We start from the raw sequence: 16,382 nt of genomic DNA on the forward strand, positions 1-16,382 counted from the left end.
CTATCAAAGCGACGAGTATTTCTTGCGCAGACGCTGGCGAATCAGCTCGGCCAAGGTGTTCATGACGAAGGTGAACATCAGCAGCACGAGGGCGGCGAGGAACAGCACACGATAGTGGCTGCCGCCGACTTCCGACTCAGGCATTTCCACCGCCACGTTGGCGGCCAGGGTGCGCATGCCTTCGAACAGGTTCAGTTCCATCACCGGGGTGTTGCCGGTGGCCATCAGCACGATCATGGTCTCGCCTACCGCACGGCCCAGGCCGATCATCAGCGCCGAGAAGATACCCGGGCTGGCGGTGAGGATGACCACGCGGGTCAGGGTCTGCCACGGCGTCGCCCCCAGCGCCAGGGAGCCCAGGGTCAGGCTGCGCGGCACGCTGAACACGGCGTCTTCGGCGATCGAGTAGATGTTCGGGATGACCGCGAAGCCCATGGCGATACCCACCACCAGGGCGTTGCGCTGGTCGTAGCGCAGGCCGAGCGTATGCTCGATCCACAGACGCATGTCACCACCGAAGAACCAGCTTTCGAGGTACGGGCTGACTGACAGGGCGAACCAGCCGATGGCGAGGATCACCGGGATCAGGATCGCCGCTTCCCAGCCATCCGGGATACGCAGGCGGATCGACTCCGGCAGTCGGCTCCAGGTGAAGCCCGTCAGCAAGATACCGATGGGCATGATCAGGAACAGGCTGAACACGCCTGGCAGGTGGCCTTCCAGGTAGGGTGCGAGGAACAGGCCGGCGAAGAAGCCGAGGATCACCGTCGGCATCGCTTCCATCAGTTCGATCACCGGCTTGACCTTGCGACGCATGCCCGGCGCCATGAAGTAGGCGGTGTAGATAGCGGCGGCAATGGCCAGCGGGGCGGCAAGGATCATCGCGTAGAACGCCGCCTTGAGGGTACCGAAGGTCAGCGGCGAGAGGCTAAGCTTGGGTTCGAAGTCGGTGTTCGACGCGGTCGACTGCCAGACGTACTTGGGCTCGTCGTAGTTTTCGTACCAGACCTTGCCCCACAACGCGCTGAAGGAGATTTCCGGATGCGGGTTGCGCAGGCTCAACGGCAGCAGCTTGCCGCCTTCTTCGATGATGATGCGATTGGCGCGTGGCGACAGGGCCAGGATGCCTGGGCCTTCGGCAACCTGCTCGACCAGCAGGGTGCGGTGCGCGGTGCTGTGGAACACGCCGAGCTTGCCTTCGCTATCCAGGGCGACGAAGCCCTTGCGACGCTCTTCGGCATCAATCTGAACAATAGGCGCCTTGCCCAACTGGAAGGTACGGATCTGCTTCAAGCGCTGCTCGCCATCCGGGTCGCGGGCCATGAACCACTGGGCCAAGCCGCCCTTTGAGTCGCCAATGATCAGCGAGATACCGCCAACCAGCTGCGCGGTGGCGGTGATTTCGGTGTCGGCACTTTCGGCCAGCTTGTAGCGGCCATTGAGGCTCTTGTCGCGGAGGCTGAACACGTCCGCAGTGGCGCGACCGTTGATCACATACAGCCACTGCTGACGCGGGTCGATGAAGATGTTCTTCACCACTTCGGTCATCTGTGGCAATTCGATGCGGTTCTGCTCGGTGCTGGTCTCGCCGGTCAGCATGTTTTCCGTACGCGACAGCTCGATCACCTGCAGGTGCGCCCCGGTGGAGCCGGCCAGCACCAGGGTTTCGCCATTGACGTTGACGCTCACGTGCTCCAGCGCGCGGCCCTGCTCATCGAGCACGAACGGCGCCTGGCCGTACGGATAGTCGATGCCTGGGGAGATGGTCTTCTTGTTGTCCGGGTAGGTGATCTTGTAGGCGTGGTGGAACACCAGCGCCTGACCATTGGATAAACCGAGTACGACCAGCGGGCTGCCCGGCTGGTCGGCGCTGATCGACGTGACCTGGGTGCCTGCCGGCAGTGGCAAGTCGACACTACTGAGTTGGTTACCGCTCTTGGTGTCGAAGAAAATGGCCTGCCCCTTGTCCGAAACGCGCATGCCGACCAGGTTCTGCTCTTCAAGGGCGATCATCAGTGGCTTGCCGGCATCCTGTTGCAGCCAGGTCGGCTCCAGGGCTTTCTTGCTGGTCAGCTCGGCGCCCTGGAACAGTGGCAGCACCACATAAGCCAGATAGAAGAAGATCAGTGTAATGGCCGCCAATACGGCAAGCCCGCCCACCAGTACGTACCAGCGGGTCAAGCGATCCTTGAGGGCGCGCATCCGGCGCTTGCGTTGCAACTCGGGCGTATTGAAGTCAATCCGCACGGGAGGGGAGTTTGGGGTCATTGTGGAATTGGCCAGATCATTCATGCGCACACCCTAGCGGTCCCGTATGACAAAAACATGACAGTGAGTTGACGCAAAAAAGCCCGCCGCTCAGGAACCCTGGCACCGGACTGGAAAGTCGTGGAAGAGGCCGGGCATCAGCACCGGCCTCATCCTCAGTCAGTTACTTCTTTGCAACGTTACCCGCGTGGGAAAGGCCCAGGTCAGCCAGGGTCTTGTCGACCACTTTGGCTGGCAGCGGGATGTAGCCATCCTTCACCACGACCTGCTGGCCCGCTTGCGACAGCACCAGCTTGACGAACTCGGCTTCCAGCGGGGCCAGAGGCTTGTTCGGTGCCTTGTTGACGTAGACGTACAGGAAGCGCGACAGCGGGTAGGTGCCGTTCAGGGCGTTGGTTTCGTTGTCTTCAACGAACTCACCGCCTTCTTTCTTGGCCAGGGCCACGGTCTTGACGCTGGCAGTCTTATAACCGATGCCCGAGTAGCCGATGCCGTTCAGCGAGGAGCTGATCGACTGCACGACCGAAGCCGAGCCCGGTTGTTCGTTCACGCTAGGCTTGAAGTCGCCTTTGCACAGGGCTTCTTCCTTGAAGTAGCCGTAGGTGCCCGATACCGAGTTGCGGCCGAACAGCTGAACCGGCTTGTTGGCCAGGTCGCCGGTCACGCCCAGGTCGCCCCAGGTCTTGACCTCGGTTTTGGCGCCGCACAGGCGGGTGGACGAGAAGATGGCGTCGACCTGGGCCATGGTCAGGCCCTTGATCGGGTTGTCCTTGTGCACAAACACGGCCAGGGCGTCTACGGCGACCGGGATGGCGGTCGGCTTGTAGCCGTACTTCTGCTCGAAGGCCTGCAGCTCGACGTCCTTCATCTTGCGGCTCATCGGGCCAAGGTTGGCGGTGCCTTCGGTCAGCGCAGGTGGCGCGGTGGAGGAGCCGGCCGCCTGGATCTGGATGTTTACGTTCGGATATTCCTTCTTGTAGGCCTCGGCCCACAGAGTCATCAGGTTCGCGAGGGTGTCGGAACCGACGCTGGAGAGGTTGCCCGAAACACCGGTGGTCTTGGTGTAGGTCGGGATCGCAGGGTCGACAGCGGCTACCGCGTTGGCGGCTGCAACGCCAGCGGCGGCAAAGGTGAGGGCCGCCATCAAACGCTTCAGTTTCATGCCTTGCTCCTAGCAGGAATATGGGGGTGTTGGATGGAACGGGGCCAAGTATCTGCAGGCCGCATGAATACGATATGACTTGAATGTGACAAATGGATGAAAGGCCATCACCGAAAACAGCTCCGGCCTCTTCGCGGCTGAAGCCGCTCCCACAGGGTTTTGCACAGACCCCAGGGCCTGCACCGTACCTGGGAGCGGCTTTAGCCGCGAAGAGGCCAGTCGCCTTGGCGCAGATCAGCGCTTGTTGGCGAGCAGGTACAGGCCCACGGCCAGACCGACGGCGCACAGGCCAGCCACATAGTAGGCAGGTGCCATTGGGCTGACCTTGAGCAGCGCCGTCACCACCATCGGCGTGAGGCCGCCGAAGATGGCGTAGGCAACGTTGTAGGAGAACGACAGCCCGCTGAAGCGCACCACCGCCGGGAACGCCTTGACCATCACGTACGGCACCGCACCGATGACACCTACGCACAACCCGGTCACCGCATACAGCGGGAACAGCAGCTCAGGATGGGTCGGCAGGCTGTGGTAGAAGGTCCAGGAGCTGGCCAGCAACAGCAGGCTACCGATCACGAACACCCGGCCCGCACCGAAGCGGTCGGCCAGGCTGCCGGCGCCAATGCAGCCGATGCTCAGCAACACGATCGCCAGGCTGTTGGCCTTGAGCGAATCGGTAGGGCTGACGTGGTAGAGGCTCTGCAGCAGAGCCGGGGTCATCAGGATCACCACCACGATACCTGCCGAAAGCATCCAGGTCAGCAACATCGACAGGATGATCGGACCCCGGTGGTCGCGCAGCACTGCGCGCAGCGGCAGCTCTTCGGCCAGGGCCTTGCGCTGCTGCATCTCGGCGAACACCGGGGTTTCGTGCAGCCAACGGCGCAGGTACACAGAGAACAGGCCGAACACACCGCCGAGCAGGAACGGGATCCGCCAGGCGTAGTCAGCCACTTCTTCAGCGCTATAGAGGGTGTTGATCAGGGTCGCCACCAGCGAACCGAGCAGGATGCCCGCCGTCAGGCCGGAGGTCAGGGTGCCGCAGGCGTAACCGGTGTTGCGCGCTGGCACGTGCTCGGAGACGAACACCCAGGCGCCCGGCACTTCACCACCGATGGCCGCGCCCTGGATCACCCGCATCAGCAGCAACAGGATCGGCGCCAACAGACCGACCTGTGCATAAGTCGGCAGCAAGCCCATGATCAGGGTCGGCAGGGCCATCATGAAGATGCTCAGGGTGAACATCTTCTTGCGCCCGAGCAGGTCACCAAAGTGAGCCATGACGATGCCACCCAGCGGCCGTGCCAGATAACCGGCGGCGAAGATGCCGAAGGTCTGCATCAGGCGCAGCCATTCGGGCATGTCGGCGGGGAAGAACAGCTTGCCGACCACCGTGGCGAAGAACACGAAGATGATGAAGTCGTAGAACTCCAAGGCTCCGCCCAACGCGGACAGTGAGAGGGTCTTGTAGTCACTGCGGGTCAGCGGCCGCGAGGGCTGCTCGATACTGCTCGGCACGGAGGTCATCGCTCGTCATTCTCTTGTAGGGCATGCAGGCCGCTTGGCACGCGGCTTCTGGATTGGGGCGAGGAGCGAAGATAGCAAATTGCCGAGCTGCGCTGAAAGCGATACAAAATCCATACAGATATTCGTGAATGTGCGGTCGTCGCTGGGCGATTGGCTATATATACTGGCCGTTCGTAGGAAAAGGTTGCTTTAACCGAGGGAAGTTGTGCGAAAACGCCGGTCGTAATGTCAGACGGTTTCGCAGAGTTTCCCTATGGCCGCCCAGCGAAACGGAATCGGCGTAGTATGTTGTCAGCTGAATCGTTTTCCCGGCCTTGCGCCACACCAACGAAAGCGTCACGGGTCAGAGGCCCCATCGCATGATTGAGCTCGAACAAGAAGATCCTATCCCGCAGGGCGATCTGGCCTTGCAGATCACCGCGCTGCCGCGCGAAACCAATGGCTTCGGCGACATCTTCGGCGGCTGGCTGGTCGCGCAGATGGACCTGGCCGGCACCGCCATGGCCAGCCGCGTCGCTGGCGGCCGGGTGGCCACGGTATCCATCGACCGCATGGCATTCCTGGTGCCGGTGGCCGTGGGCGCGCAGCTGTCGTTTTATACCCAGACCCTGGAAATCGGCCGCAGCTCGATTCGCATGATGGTCGAGGTGTGGAGCGACGACCCGCTGTCCAGCGAATGGCGCAAGGTCACGGAAGCGACGTTCGTGTTCGTCGCCATCGACGGCAGCGGCCGAACCCGCTCGGTGCCTCGTCGCTGAGCCTCGCGAGCGGTAAACTCATTGCACGTCACCGGGTCCAAGGACCCACAGGCAATCAATGAGACGAGCGCAATGGCTACCTTCAAGGTCGAATCCGAGCAACACGGCGAACTCAACTGCTGGCGCATCAGCAGCGACCGCGCCGAACTACTGATCGCCCAGCAGGGCGCGCAGATCCTCAGCTACCAGCGTGTTGGCGAACCACCGCTGCTGTGGCTGAGCGACCAGGCCATCTTCCGCCAGGGCAAATCGGTGCGTGCCGGTGTGCCGGTGTGCTGGCCGTGGTTTGGCAACCTGCAGCGCAATCCCGCATCGGTGCAGGCCATGTACCATGGCGAGCAGGCGCCCGCCCACGGCTTGGCGCGTACTCGTGACTGGCAGTTGCTGGCCGTCGAGGAGCAAGGGGCGGACCTGCACATCGAGTTCGAGCTGCCAGAGGCCCAGGGAGATCTGCCGGGCTGGCCGCATGATGTCGAACTGAAGCTGCAGATCGTTCTGGGTGACACGCTGAGCGTGGCCCTGACCAGCCGCAACATGGGCAACAGCCCCGTGACCATCAGCCAGGCCCTGCACAGCTATTTCGCCGTCAGCGACGTGCGCCAGGCGCGGGTCGAAGGGGTCGAGGGACTGCACTACATCGAGACCCTGGCCGACTGGGAACAGCGCCAGCAGCAGGGTGCGTTGGCGTTTGCCGGGGAAACCGACCGGATCTACCTGGGTACGCCGCAAACGCTGAGCATTGTCGACCCGCACTGGGAGCGGCGGATCACCCTGACCTGCAGCGGGTCGCGTTCAGCGGTGATCTGGAACCCCTGGACCGAGCGGGCCAAGGAGCTGGCAGACATGGCCGATGATGGCTGGCAGCGGATGCTGTGCATCGAGACGGCGAATGTCTGGGATGATGTGGTGGAACTCAAGCCGGGTTCCTACCATTCGTTGCGGGTCCGGATTGGTAGCGAAAGGATCTGAAGCTGGCGGCGGCCTCTTCGCGGGCAAGCCCGCTTCCACAGAATCGATTCTAGCCTTCGAAAGCTATGTGGTACCTGTGGGAGCGGGTTTATCGAGGCGTCGAACTGCCACGAAGAGGCCGGCTCAGGCGATCAGAGGTCGGCGTCTTCGACCACCCTCACCTGCCCCGCATCCAGCGCATAGGCCGCATCAGCCAGGTCATTGCTGACCTTCTCCACCTTCAGCTTGCCGCTGACCCACAGCGGTGTGTAGATGTCATCGATCTTCAAACCCTTCGGATAACGTACCAGTACCAACTGGTTGGGCGGCGGCGGCGGCACGTGGATGCAGGCGCCAGGGTAAGGCACGAGGAAGAACAAGGTGCTGTTGCCCTTGGCATCGCTTTCCAGCGGCACCGGGTAGCCGCCCAGGCGGATGTCCTTGCCGTTCATGGCGGCCACGGTCTTGGTCGAATACATCACCGCCGGCAGGCCCTTGCTCTGCTTGAGGCCGCCCTTGGCGGTGAAGGTGCCATTGGCTTCCGGCGAGTTGTGATCGATCTCGGGCATTTCTTCGAGGGCCTTCTGGTCCGACTTGGGCATCAGCTCCAGCCAGTCGGTTTCGGGCAGTTCGGCATGGGCCAGGGTGCTGGCCAGAAGCAACGGAATGAGGAAAAAGGCACGCATGAAAATGCTCGGCAACTCGGGATGAATTGCCGGGCATTCTAACCAGTATTCAGCGTTTCTTGATGAATCCGTAGATCACCAGAAGGATGATCGCACCGACCAGCGCACCGATGAATCCAGCGGCCTGGCCCGCCTGGTAGATCCCCAGCGCCTGGCCGCCATAGGTGGCGAGTAGGGAGCCGGCGATACCCAGCAGAATGGTCATGATCCAGCCCATGCTGTCGTCGCCCGGCTTGAGGAAGCGGGCCAGCAGGCCGACGATGAGGCCGATGAAGATGGTTCCAATGATGCCCATGGCAGTCCCTCTGAAATGAAGATGGAACAAGCCAAAGCCTAGACAGCGCTTTGGCTTGTTGCCATTTCAGAGGGCAAGCCGCTGGCAGAAGTTCGATTGCGCGCTTCGATCAGTTGCTGATCAACGCCTCTACTTCAGCGATTCTGGCCTGGAGGGTGGCCATGTCCTGGCAACGCAGGGTGGCGTGGCCGACCTTGCGCCCGACCTTGAAGGCCTTGCCGTAGTGATGCAGGTGGCAGCCGTCGATGGCCACCACCTTGTCCACCGCCGGCACTTCGCCGATGAAGTTGAGCATGGCGCTCTCACCGACCTTGGCGGTCGAGCCCAGCGGCAGGCCAGCCACGGCGCGCAGGTGGTTCTCGAACTGGCTGCACTCGGCGCCTTCGATGGTCCAGTGCCCGGAGTTATGCACACGTGGGGCGATTTCGTTGGCTTTCAGGCCACCGTCGACCTCGAAGAACTCGAAGGCCATCACACCGACGTAATCCAGCTGCTTGAGCACACGGCCGACGTAGTCTTCGGCCAGGCCCTGCAGCGGGTGCGCTTCGCTGGCTACCGACAGGCGCAGGATGCCGCTCTCGTGGGTGTTGTGCACCAGCGGGTAGAAGCGGGTTTCGCCATCGCGGGCACGTACGGCCACCAGCGATACTTCGCCAGTGAACGGTACGAAGCCTTCCAGCAGGCATGGCACGCTGCCCAGTTCGGCAAAGGTATCCACCACGTCTTCAGGCGTGCGCAGAACCTTCTGGCCCTTGCCGTCGTAGCCCAGGGTGCGGGTCTTGAGCACCGCTGGCAGGCCGATGCTGGCGACCGCCGCGTCGAGGTCTGCCTGCGAGAGGATGTCGGCGAAGGCTGGGGTCGGGATGCCCAGGTCGCGGAACATGCTCTTCTCGAACAGGCGGTCGCGGGCGATGCGCAGGGCTTCGGCACTCGGGTAGACCGGGACGAATTGCGACAGGAAAGCCACGGTTTCGGCCGGGACGCTTTCGAACTCGAAGGTCACCAGGTCGACTTCGTCGGCCAGCTGGCGCAGGTGGTCCTGGTCGCCGTAGTCGGCACGCAGGTGCTCGCCCAGCGGGGCGGCACAGGCGTCTGGCGCCGGGTCGAGGAAGGCGAAGTTCATGCCCAGCGGGGTACCCGCCAGGGCCAGCATGCGGCCCAGCTGGCCGCCACCGATTACACCGATCTTCATGGGTTCAACCTCAAGCCTGGCGCGGGTCTGGATTGTCCAGCACGGTGTCGGTCTGTTCGGTGCGGAACTGCTTGAGCGCCGCGTGATACTGCGGGTACTTGGCGCCCAGGATGCTGGCCGACAGCAGTGCGGCGTTGACGGCACCAGCGCGGCCGATGGCCAGGGTGGCCACAGGCACACCGGCCGGCATCTGCACGATCGACAGCAGCGAATCGACGCCCGACAGCATGGACGACTGCACTGGCACACCCAGCACCGGCAGGTGGGTCTTGGCGGCACACATGCCTGGCAGGTGGGCAGCGCCACCGGCACCCGCAATGATCACCTCGATGCCACGCCCTTCGGCCTCTTCGGCGTACTGGAACAGCAAGTCCGGGGTGCGGTGGGCGGAAACCACCTTCACTTCGTAGGGAATGCCGAGTTTTTCCAGCATATCGGCGGTGTGGCTAAGGGTGGACCAATCGGACTTGGAGCCCATGATCACGCCAACCAGTGCACTCATCGTCGAGCCTCTCCTGCAAGCGCCTTCTGGCGCGCTAAAAGCAACAAGCCACGCAGGTGGACCGGCGTGGCTTGTCATACGGATTCTGATTCGACCGGGTCGGCCGAAGGCGCGGGATTGTAGCGTATTTCTGGGCGAGCCGCCCACCCCCACAAGCACATGTCGGATCAAAGGGCAAGCTGTCTCGCGGGACAACTTTTCCCTCTGCTCGAAGGCGCGACAGGCCCAGAGAATTCGCCCCTTCGCCACTGGTCACCCTCGAAGGATGCGAAGATGCTCAAAACCCGCTACATCGCGCTCACCCTTGGCCTCGCCTGCAGCATGATCCTGCCCTCGGCCTGGTCAGCCAGATCCCTGGTGATTACCGTTTATCCGCATGATGAACTGGCTGATATAAGCGACAAGCAATTGCAGGATGACTACTTCCAGCACTGGCTCGATGAAATGCGTAGTTTCACGCAGCATCCGATCGAAGTGATCTTTCAACGCTCCATCAGGGGCCTGACCGACATCGACTATCGCGCGATGTCATCCAATCAGATACTCGATGCCTTCACCGAGGAAATAACGACTCAGCGTTCGGCCAGACCCTTCTCCTTCATGAACAAGGACCTGCTGCTGACCAAGGACAGCTATGATCGCAGCGGGCTGAACTTCGTGGCAGGGCTTGCCCATATCAACGGCAACACCGGCATCGCTTCGATGGTCACCTATGCGGTCCCCGGCCATGAAATAGGTCATATGCTTTCCGCCACCCACGAAAATGCAAAGACCGAGTTCAATGGCTGGTTCTGCGAAACCTACATGGTGCCCAATCGTGTGCCGCTGCGCTCCAACTGCTATCGATACAGTGACCAGAACCGTGCAGCCATAGCCGACTACCTGAAGCGCAACTCAAACTGAGACCTCGCCCGGGCCACCTGCCGACTCCAGCTTGCGCCACAGCAGGCGCACGTTGGCCTTGCGCACCAGTGCGCAGCGGTAAAGGCGGATTTCCAGCGGTACATGCCACTGGCTGCCTCCGCAGATCACCAGCTCACCGCGCTCCAGCTCACCTCGCATGGACAGGCGCGGCACCCAGGCAATCCCCATCCCCTCCAGTGCCATGCTCTTGAGACTGTCAGCCATGGCCGTTTCATACACGGTGGTGTAGCGCAAGTTGCGCTGGCGCAGCAGCAAGTTCACCGAACGCCCGAGAAACGCGCCGGCACTGTAGGCCAGCAACGGCACGCTGGCATCGCCTTCCAAGTCGAACATGGGCTTGCCATCGTTCCCCACGGCGCACACCGGCAGCATCTCGGTGGTGCCCATGTGCAGCGACGGGAAGATCTCGGCGTCCATCTGCAATGCCGCATCCGGGTCGTAGAAGGCCAGCATCAAGTCGCAGCCACCCTCACGCAGGGCATGCACCGCGTCTCCGACGTTAGTCGCAACCAGGCGGGTGGCGATGTTCAAACCATCGTTGCGCAACTGTGCCACCCAGCGTGGGAAAAAGCCCGATGCCAGGGAGTGCGCGGCAGCGACCTGGATCACCTCGCCCTGGCCACCTTCGAGGTGGTGCAAATGGCGGAGAACTTCGCTCAACTGGTCGACAACAGTGCGCGCGGTAACGAGAAATAGCTGGCCTGCCTCGGTCAGTTCTATCGGCGTGCGGGAACGATTCACCAGGGTCAGCCCCAGGGCCGCTTCCAGGCTGCGTATACGCCGGCTGAACGCGGGTTGGGTGACGAAACGTCGCTCGGCCGCCTGGGAAAAACTGCGGGTGGAGGCCAGGGCACTGAAGTCCTCCAGCCACTTGCTTTCGAGGTTCATGAAGCAGATCTCCCGGCGTGCACCAAAATGGAACACGCTCGAATGTCAATTGGCGTCACATGAAACACTATGCCGTTTGTGCATAGGTTAGCGTGCAACAGCATTGGCCGCAAAATCCCCTTCAGGCCTAGGATTGGCGCCATTCCGGCATGTGCCGGGTCAAAATCGAGATGATATCCATCATGTCCTCCGCTGCATCGTTCCGCGTCGAAAAAGATCTGCTTGGTACCCTTGAAGTCCCTGCTGATGCCTACTACGGCATCCAGACCCTGCGCGCTGCCAACAACTTCCACCTCTCCGGTGTTCCGCTGTCGCACTACCCGAAGCTGGTCGTGGCCCTGGCCATGGTCAAGCAGGCTGCTGCCGACGCCAACCGTGAGCTGGGTCACCTGAGCGATGCCAAGCACGCTGCCATCAGTGCAGCCTGCGCCCGCCTGATCAAAGGCGATTACCACGACCAGTTCGTGGTGGACATGATCCAGGGTGGTGCCGGTACTTCCACCAACATGAACGCGAACGAAGTCATCGCCAACGTCGCGCTGGAGGCCATGGGCCACCAGAAGGGTGAGTACCAGTACCTGCACCCTAACAACGACGTGAACATGGCGCAGTCGACCAACGACGCCTACCCGACCGCCATCCGCCTGGGCCTGCTGCTGGGCCACGACGCCCTGCTGGCCAGCCTCGACAGCCTGATCCAGGCCTTCGCTGCCAAAGGCAAGGAATTCGACCACGTACTGAAGATGGGCCGTACCCAGCTGCAGGACGCCGTGCCGATGACCTTGGGCCAGGAATTCCGCGCCTTCGCCACCACCATGACCGAAGACCTGCAGCGCCTGCGCTCGCTGGCTCCGGAACTGCTGACCGAAATCAACCTGGGTGGTACTGCCATCGGTACCGGCATCAACGCCGACCCTGGCTACCAGGCCCTGGCCGTACAACGCCTGGCCACCATCAGCGGCCAACCGCTGGTACCGGCTGCCGACCTGATCGAAGCCACCTCGGACATGGGCGCCTTCGTGCTGTTCTCCGGCATGCTCAAGCGTACCGCGGTCAAGCTGTCGAAGATCTGCAACGACCTGCGCCTGCTGTCCAGCGGCCCACGCACCGGCATCAACGAGATCAACCTGCCAGCGCGTCAGCCAGGCAGCTCGATCATGCCAGGCAAGGTCAACCCGGTAATCCCTGAGGCCGTAAACCAGGTGGCCTTCGCCATCATGGGCAACGACCTGGCCCTGACCGTCGCCGCCGAAGGTGGCCAGCTGCAGCTGAACGTGATGGAGCCGCTGATCGCCTACAAGATCTTCGACTCGATCCGCCTGCTCCAGCGCGCCATGGACATGCTGCGCGAACACTGCATCGTCGGCATCACCGCCAACGAACAGCGCTGCCGTGAACTGGTCGAGCACTCGATCGGCCTGGTCACCGCCCTGAACCCGTACATCGGCTACGAAAACGCCACCCGTATCGCCCGCGTTGCCCTGGAAACCGGCCGTGGCGTACTGGAACTGGTGCGTGAAGAGAAGCTGCTGGACGACGCGATGCTCGACGACATCCTGCGTCCGGAAAACATGATCGCTCCACGTCTGGTTCCGCTGAAGGCGTAACCAGGCCGCTGCAAACAGTCTCACCAGGTCGAGGGACTAGACACCTCTCAACCTTTCAAAGGCCCGAGCGCACGCTCCGGGCCTTTTTTTTGCCTGACGTGAGGTGTTTGGCGCCTGCAAGATCGAGCGCCGCCCGCGCGGCGCATCGCGAATAAATTCGCTCCTACATTTGTTTCGGGCCAGTTATGTCTGACTGCTTCTCTGATGCCCGGCACGTAACTTGCTCCATAATGCTTCCCAGGCCTACGGGATGACCGAGCATGCTGCACAGCCACCTGACCACCCTCAACGCGGTTTCGCTGATCCTCAACCTGTTCCAGGAAGAGGGTTGCGAGGCGACGACGTTGCTCGCCGGCAGCGGCATAGGCCCGGCCGACCTGGGCCATAGCGACGCGCGCATCACCACCCAGCAAGAGCTGCAGGTGTGCGCCAATGCCGTGGCCCGGCGCGAGGATATCGGCCTGGAGCTGGGCCGGCGCATGCATGTGTCGTGCTACGGCATGCTCGGTTACGCCCTGCTCTCCAGTGCCACTTTGGGTGACGCCCTGCGCTTGGCGCTGCACTATCCGGCACTACTGGGAACAGTCTTCAAGCTGCGCCTTGTCGACGATGGCCAACGCGTCTGGTTCAGCGCCAGCGAATACCATGACAGCCCTGCCCTCGCTGCTTTCAATGCCGAATTCTGCCTGGTGTCGCTGAAAGTGATCTGCGATGACCTGCTCGGCCGCACGCTGCCGCTGCTTGGCGCCCGCTTCGAGCACACGCGGCCCGGCTACCACAGCCTCTACACTGGCGCCTTCCAGTGCCCACTGGCTTTCGACGCCGAGGACAACGCCTTTGCCTTTGAACGGCGCTGGCTGGACATGCCATTGCCGCTGGCCGACCCGATTACCCACAAGGCCATGAGCGAGCGCTGCCGGCGCCTGAACCTGGAGTTCACCGGGCGCCAGGCTTGGCTCGGGCGGATTCGCCAGTTGTTACTGCAACAGCTGGATGCGGCACCGGGCCTGGAGGGGCTGGCGCGGCAGATGAACTGCTCGTCGCGAACCTTGCGCCGGCACCTGCAGGCGCTGGGCTGCAGTTATCAACAACTGCTCGATGAACTGCGCTTCGATCGAGCCAAGCAATTACTGGCCGATGAGCAGATGCCGATCTACCGGATTGCCGAAACGCTGGGGTTCAGCGAGACCGCGAGCTTCCGCCATGCATTTCAGCGTTGGAGCGGTGTGGCGCCCAGCCATTTCCGCGGTTGACCTGTAGCGGCCAACGAGCTTGGCCACATCGATCCCCTTTTGGCCGTTTGCGTCGTTCTCCGGCACTGGGCCGCCCGTGAAAATGGGCCCACGCCAGTACCACCGGAGAACAACAAATGCTGACGATCTATTCCGATGATCATCGCCTGCACCACGGCCGCTGCGAGCTGATCGACGGCAAACTGATGCCGTGCTTCGAAATGCCCTCACGGGCCGACCATGTCCTCGAGCAAGTGAAAAAGCGCAACCTCGGCGACATCCAGGGCCCGACCGACTTCGGCCGTGCGCCGCTGCAACGCATCCACAGTGCCGACTACCTCGATTTCTTCCAGGGCGCCTGGGCACGCTGGGCTGCGCTGGGCCACGACGGCGACCTGTTGCCTTTCACCTGGCCGGCGCGCACCCTGCGCCAGGTCAAGCCAACCGGCCTGCATGGCGAACTGGGCTACTACAGCTTCGACGCTGGCGCCCCGATCACCGCAGGCACCTGGCAAGCCGCCTACAGCGCCGCGCAGGTCGCCCTGACTGCCCAGGCGGCAATCCAGCAAGGCGCCCACTCGGCCTTCGCCCTGTGCCGCCCACCAGGACACCACGCTGCCGCTGAAGTCATGGGTGGCTATTGCTACCTCAACAATGCTGCGATTGCAGCCCAGGCTTTCCTCGACCAGGGCCGCGCCAAGGTGGCAATCCTCGACGTCGACTACCACCACGGCAATGGCACCCAGGACATCTTCTATCAGCGCAGCGACGTGTTCTTCGCCTCGATCCACGGCGATCCACAAGCTGAGTTCCCATTCTTCCTCGGCTATGCCGACGAAACCGGCGAGGGCGCAGGCGAGGGCTGCAACATCAACTACCCGTTGCCCGCCGGCAGTGACTGGGCGGCCTGGAGCGCTGCACTGGAAGCCGCCTGCCAGCGCATCGCCGACTATGATGCCGACGTGCTGGTGATTTCCCTGGGCGTGGACACCTTCAAGGACGACCCGATCTCCCAGTTCAAGCTGGACAGCCCGGATTACCTGGAAATGGGCAAGCGCATCGCCCAACTCGGCAAGCCAACCCTGTTCGTGATGGAAGGTGGCTACGCTGTGGAAGAAATCGGTATCAACGCGGTCAATGTGCTGGAAGGTTTCCAGCGCGCCCAGCCAGGAGCCCAGTAATGGTCCGACTCAAGCGTCTGCTCGCCCCGTTCATCGCTGCCACCCTGTTCACCGGTGCCCTGCACGCTCAGGCCGAGCAGCGCACCCTGCGTGTGTATAACTGGTTCGATTACATCACCCCGCAGACCTTGAGCGACTTCCAGAAGGACAGTGGCGTCAAGCTGATCTATGACATCTTCGACACCAACGAAGCGCTCGAGGCCAAGCTGCTCACCGGCAACTCCGGCTACGACGTGGTCGTGCCGTCCAACGTGTTCCTCGCCAAGCAGATCGAGGCCGGGGTGTTCCAGCCGTTGGACCGCAGCAAACTGCCAAACTGGCAACACCTGGATCCGGCGCTGATGAAGCTGATCGAAGCCAACGATCCGGGCAACAAGTTCGCCGTGCCCTACATGTACGGCACCATCCTGATCGGTTTCAACCCGGACAAGGTCAAGGCCGTGCTCGGCGACAAGGCCCCGGTCGACAGCTGGGACCTGATCTTCAAGGAAGAGAACATCGCCAAGCTCAAGCAATGCGGCGTGGCGCTGCTCGACTCGCCTTCGGAGATCCTGCCACTGGCCCTGCAGCACCTGGGCCTGCCGCCGAACAGCGACAAGCCGGCCGACTACAAGAAGGCCGAGGAACTGATGCTGAAGATCCGCCCCTACATCACTTACTTCCATTCCTCGAAGTACATGGCCGACATCGCCAATGGTGATATCTGCGTGGCGGTGGGCTACAGCGGCAGCTTCTCGCAGGCTGCCAACCGCGCCAAGGATGCGAAGAACGGCGTGGTGGTGGACATGCGCCTGCCCAAGGAAGGTGCGCCGATCTGGTTCGACATGCTGGCGATCCCGAAGAACGCGGCGAACCCGGCGGACGCCCATGCCTTCATCAACTACCTGCTGCGGCCTGAAGTAATCGCGCCGATCAGCGACTTCGTCGGCTATCCGAACCCGAACAAAGATGCCACCGACAAGGTCAGCCCGGCGATTCGCAACAACCCGAACCTGTACCCGACAGCGGAGGCGATGACAAAGCTGTATACCTTGAAGCCGCTGTCGCGTGAGGCAGAAAGGGCACGAACTCGAGCCTGGACCCGGATCAAGTCCGGTACCTGAGTTAAGCCAGGGGCTGCTTCGCAGCCCATCGCCGGCAAGCTCGGCTCCTACAGGTCAAGCGCAAGCCTTGAGCTTTGTGCTACCCCTGTGGAAGCCGGGCTTGCCGGCGATG

At 62.4% G+C, this 16,382-nt stretch carries 15 protein-coding genes; 7 read left to right on the forward strand and 8 right to left on the reverse strand.

From position 1 onward, the window contains the following. Positions 1-3 precede the first annotated feature (3 nt). The 3 genes from ACIPZ5_RS05290 to ACIPZ5_RS05300 form a co-directional block, all read right to left on the reverse strand. A complete protein-coding gene (locus ACIPZ5_RS05290) occupies positions 4-2,292 on the reverse strand; it encodes an ABC transporter permease subunit (protein WP_400807100.1) in 2,289 nt (762 codons plus the stop codon). Between the two features lie 139 nt (positions 2,293-2,431). Continuing rightward, positions 2,432-3,430 carry a phosphate ABC transporter substrate-binding protein PstS gene (locus tag ACIPZ5_RS05295; protein WP_261942072.1) on the reverse strand — a complete coding sequence of 333 codons (999 nt, stop codon included), beginning with the start codon at positions 3,428-3,430 and terminating at the stop codon, positions 2,432-2,434. A 234-nt stretch (positions 3,431-3,664) separates the two neighbouring features. After that, entirely contained in the window at positions 3,665-4,954 is a 1,290-nt protein-coding gene (locus tag ACIPZ5_RS05300) for an MFS transporter (protein ID WP_400807101.1), read from the reverse strand. Positions 4,955-5,313: 359 nt separating this feature from the next. On the opposite strand from ACIPZ5_RS05300, the gene ACIPZ5_RS05305 reads away from it, so the two are divergent. Continuing rightward, positions 5,314-5,712 (forward strand): acyl-CoA thioesterase, encoded by a 399-nt coding sequence (locus ACIPZ5_RS05305; RefSeq protein ID WP_027917060.1) that lies wholly within the window; start codon positions 5,314-5,316, stop codon positions 5,710-5,712. A 72-nt stretch (positions 5,713-5,784) separates the two neighbouring features. Further along, positions 5,785-6,681, forward strand: a complete 897-nt coding sequence (locus ACIPZ5_RS05310; RefSeq protein ID WP_343594531.1) for a D-hexose-6-phosphate mutarotase — start codon at positions 5,785-5,787, stop codon at positions 6,679-6,681. Between the two features lie 131 nt (positions 6,682-6,812). On the opposite strand, the gene ACIPZ5_RS05315 is transcribed toward ACIPZ5_RS05310, so the two are convergent. The 4 genes from ACIPZ5_RS05315 to purE all read right to left on the reverse strand — a co-directional run bounded on the left by ACIPZ5_RS05315 (position 6,813) and on the right by purE (position 9,335). Further along, positions 6,813-7,346 (reverse strand): DUF3299 domain-containing protein, encoded by a 534-nt coding sequence (locus tag ACIPZ5_RS05315; protein ID WP_261942075.1) that lies wholly within the window; start codon positions 7,344-7,346, stop codon positions 6,813-6,815. Positions 7,347-7,395: 49 nt separating this feature from the next. Further along, positions 7,396-7,641, reverse strand: a complete 246-nt coding sequence (locus ACIPZ5_RS05320) for a GlsB/YeaQ/YmgE family stress response membrane protein (protein WP_060507722.1) — start codon at positions 7,639-7,641, stop codon at positions 7,396-7,398. Positions 7,642-7,750: 109 nt separating this feature from the next. Further along, a complete protein-coding gene (locus ACIPZ5_RS05325; RefSeq protein ID WP_343594535.1) occupies positions 7,751-8,833 on the reverse strand; it encodes a 5-(carboxyamino)imidazole ribonucleotide synthase in 1,083 nt (360 codons plus the stop codon). A gap of 10 nt (positions 8,834-8,843) precedes the next feature. Continuing rightward, positions 8,844-9,335 (reverse strand): 5-(carboxyamino)imidazole ribonucleotide mutase, encoded by a 492-nt coding sequence (gene purE, locus ACIPZ5_RS05330; RefSeq protein ID WP_003253304.1) that lies wholly within the window; start codon positions 9,333-9,335, stop codon positions 8,844-8,846. 273 nt (positions 9,336-9,608) lie between these two features. Between purE and ACIPZ5_RS05335 the strand changes: the two genes are divergently transcribed. Then, complete coding sequence (locus tag ACIPZ5_RS05335; protein ID WP_343594537.1) at positions 9,609-10,238, forward strand: hypothetical protein; 630 nt, start codon at positions 9,609-9,611, stop codon at positions 10,236-10,238. On the opposite strand, the gene ACIPZ5_RS05340 is transcribed toward ACIPZ5_RS05335, so the two are convergent. Then, positions 10,230-11,147 carry a LysR substrate-binding domain-containing protein gene (locus tag ACIPZ5_RS05340; RefSeq protein WP_261942078.1) on the reverse strand — a complete coding sequence of 306 codons (918 nt, stop codon included), beginning with the start codon at positions 11,145-11,147 and terminating at the stop codon, positions 10,230-10,232. The genes ACIPZ5_RS05335 and ACIPZ5_RS05340 overlap by 9 nt on opposite strands. 182 nt (positions 11,148-11,329) lie before the next feature. Here ACIPZ5_RS05340 and aspA point away from each other — a divergent pair, with 182 nt between their 5' ends. From aspA to ACIPZ5_RS05360, 4 genes are all read left to right on the forward strand, one after another. Continuing rightward, on the forward strand, positions 11,330-12,754 hold the full coding sequence (gene aspA, locus ACIPZ5_RS05345) for an aspartate ammonia-lyase (RefSeq protein WP_027917067.1): 1,425 nt from the start codon (positions 11,330-11,332) through the stop codon (positions 12,752-12,754). Positions 12,755-13,014: 260 nt separating this feature from the next. Continuing rightward, complete coding sequence (locus ACIPZ5_RS05350) at positions 13,015-14,007, forward strand: AraC family transcriptional regulator (RefSeq protein ID WP_343594541.1); 993 nt, start codon at positions 13,015-13,017, stop codon at positions 14,005-14,007. A 116-nt stretch (positions 14,008-14,123) separates the two neighbouring features. After that, entirely contained in the window at positions 14,124-15,167 is a 1,044-nt protein-coding gene (locus ACIPZ5_RS05355; RefSeq protein ID WP_313711172.1) for a histone deacetylase family protein, read from the forward strand. Further along, positions 15,167-16,270: a polyamine ABC transporter substrate-binding protein gene (locus ACIPZ5_RS05360; RefSeq protein WP_343594544.1), complete on the forward strand. Its 1,104-nt coding sequence runs from the start codon at positions 15,167-15,169 to the stop codon at positions 16,268-16,270. The genes ACIPZ5_RS05355 and ACIPZ5_RS05360 overlap by 1 nt, the downstream gene beginning before the upstream one ends. The last annotated feature ends 112 nt before the right edge of the window (positions 16,271-16,382 follow it).

It is taken from the genome of Pseudomonas sp. NPDC089428 (assembly GCF_044749325.1).
GTDB lineage: Bacteria > Pseudomonadota > Gammaproteobacteria > Pseudomonadales > Pseudomonadaceae > Aquipseudomonas.

Excerpts from the sequence above, each read along its gene's own strand:
- ACIPZ5_RS05290 (WP_400807100.1), bottom strand. The coding sequence starts at position 2,292 with ATGAATGATCTGGCCAATTCCACAATGACCCCAAACTCCCCTCCCGTG.
- ACIPZ5_RS05295 (WP_261942072.1), bottom strand. The coding sequence starts at position 3,430 with ATGAAACTGAAGCGTTTGATGGCGGCCCTCACCTTTGCCGCCGCTGGC.
- ACIPZ5_RS05300 (WP_400807101.1), bottom strand. The coding sequence starts at position 4,954 with ATGACCTCCGTGCCGAGCAGTATCGAGCAGCCCTCGCGGCCGCTGACC.
- ACIPZ5_RS05305 (WP_027917060.1), top strand. The coding sequence starts at position 5,314 with ATGATTGAGCTCGAACAAGAAGATCCTATCCCGCAGGGCGATCTGGCC.
- ACIPZ5_RS05310 (WP_343594531.1), top strand. The coding sequence starts at position 5,785 with ATGGCTACCTTCAAGGTCGAATCCGAGCAACACGGCGAACTCAACTGC.
- ACIPZ5_RS05315 (WP_261942075.1), bottom strand. The coding sequence starts at position 7,346 with ATGCGTGCCTTTTTCCTCATTCCGTTGCTTCTGGCCAGCACCCTGGCC.
- ACIPZ5_RS05320 (WP_060507722.1), bottom strand. The coding sequence starts at position 7,641 with ATGGGCATCATTGGAACCATCTTCATCGGCCTCATCGTCGGCCTGCTG.
- ACIPZ5_RS05325 (WP_343594535.1), bottom strand. The coding sequence starts at position 8,833 with ATGAAGATCGGTGTAATCGGTGGCGGCCAGCTGGGCCGCATGCTGGCC.
- purE (WP_003253304.1), bottom strand. The coding sequence starts at position 9,335 with ATGAGTGCACTGGTTGGCGTGATCATGGGCTCCAAGTCCGATTGGTCC.
- ACIPZ5_RS05335 (WP_343594537.1), top strand. The coding sequence starts at position 9,609 with ATGCTCAAAACCCGCTACATCGCGCTCACCCTTGGCCTCGCCTGCAGC.
- ACIPZ5_RS05340 (WP_261942078.1), bottom strand. The coding sequence starts at position 11,147 with ATGAACCTCGAAAGCAAGTGGCTGGAGGACTTCAGTGCCCTGGCCTCC.
- aspA (WP_027917067.1), top strand. The coding sequence starts at position 11,330 with ATGTCCTCCGCTGCATCGTTCCGCGTCGAAAAAGATCTGCTTGGTACC.
- ACIPZ5_RS05350 (WP_343594541.1), top strand. The coding sequence starts at position 13,015 with ATGCTGCACAGCCACCTGACCACCCTCAACGCGGTTTCGCTGATCCTC.
- ACIPZ5_RS05355 (WP_313711172.1), top strand. The coding sequence starts at position 14,124 with ATGCTGACGATCTATTCCGATGATCATCGCCTGCACCACGGCCGCTGC.
- ACIPZ5_RS05360 (WP_343594544.1), top strand. The coding sequence starts at position 15,167 with ATGGTCCGACTCAAGCGTCTGCTCGCCCCGTTCATCGCTGCCACCCTG.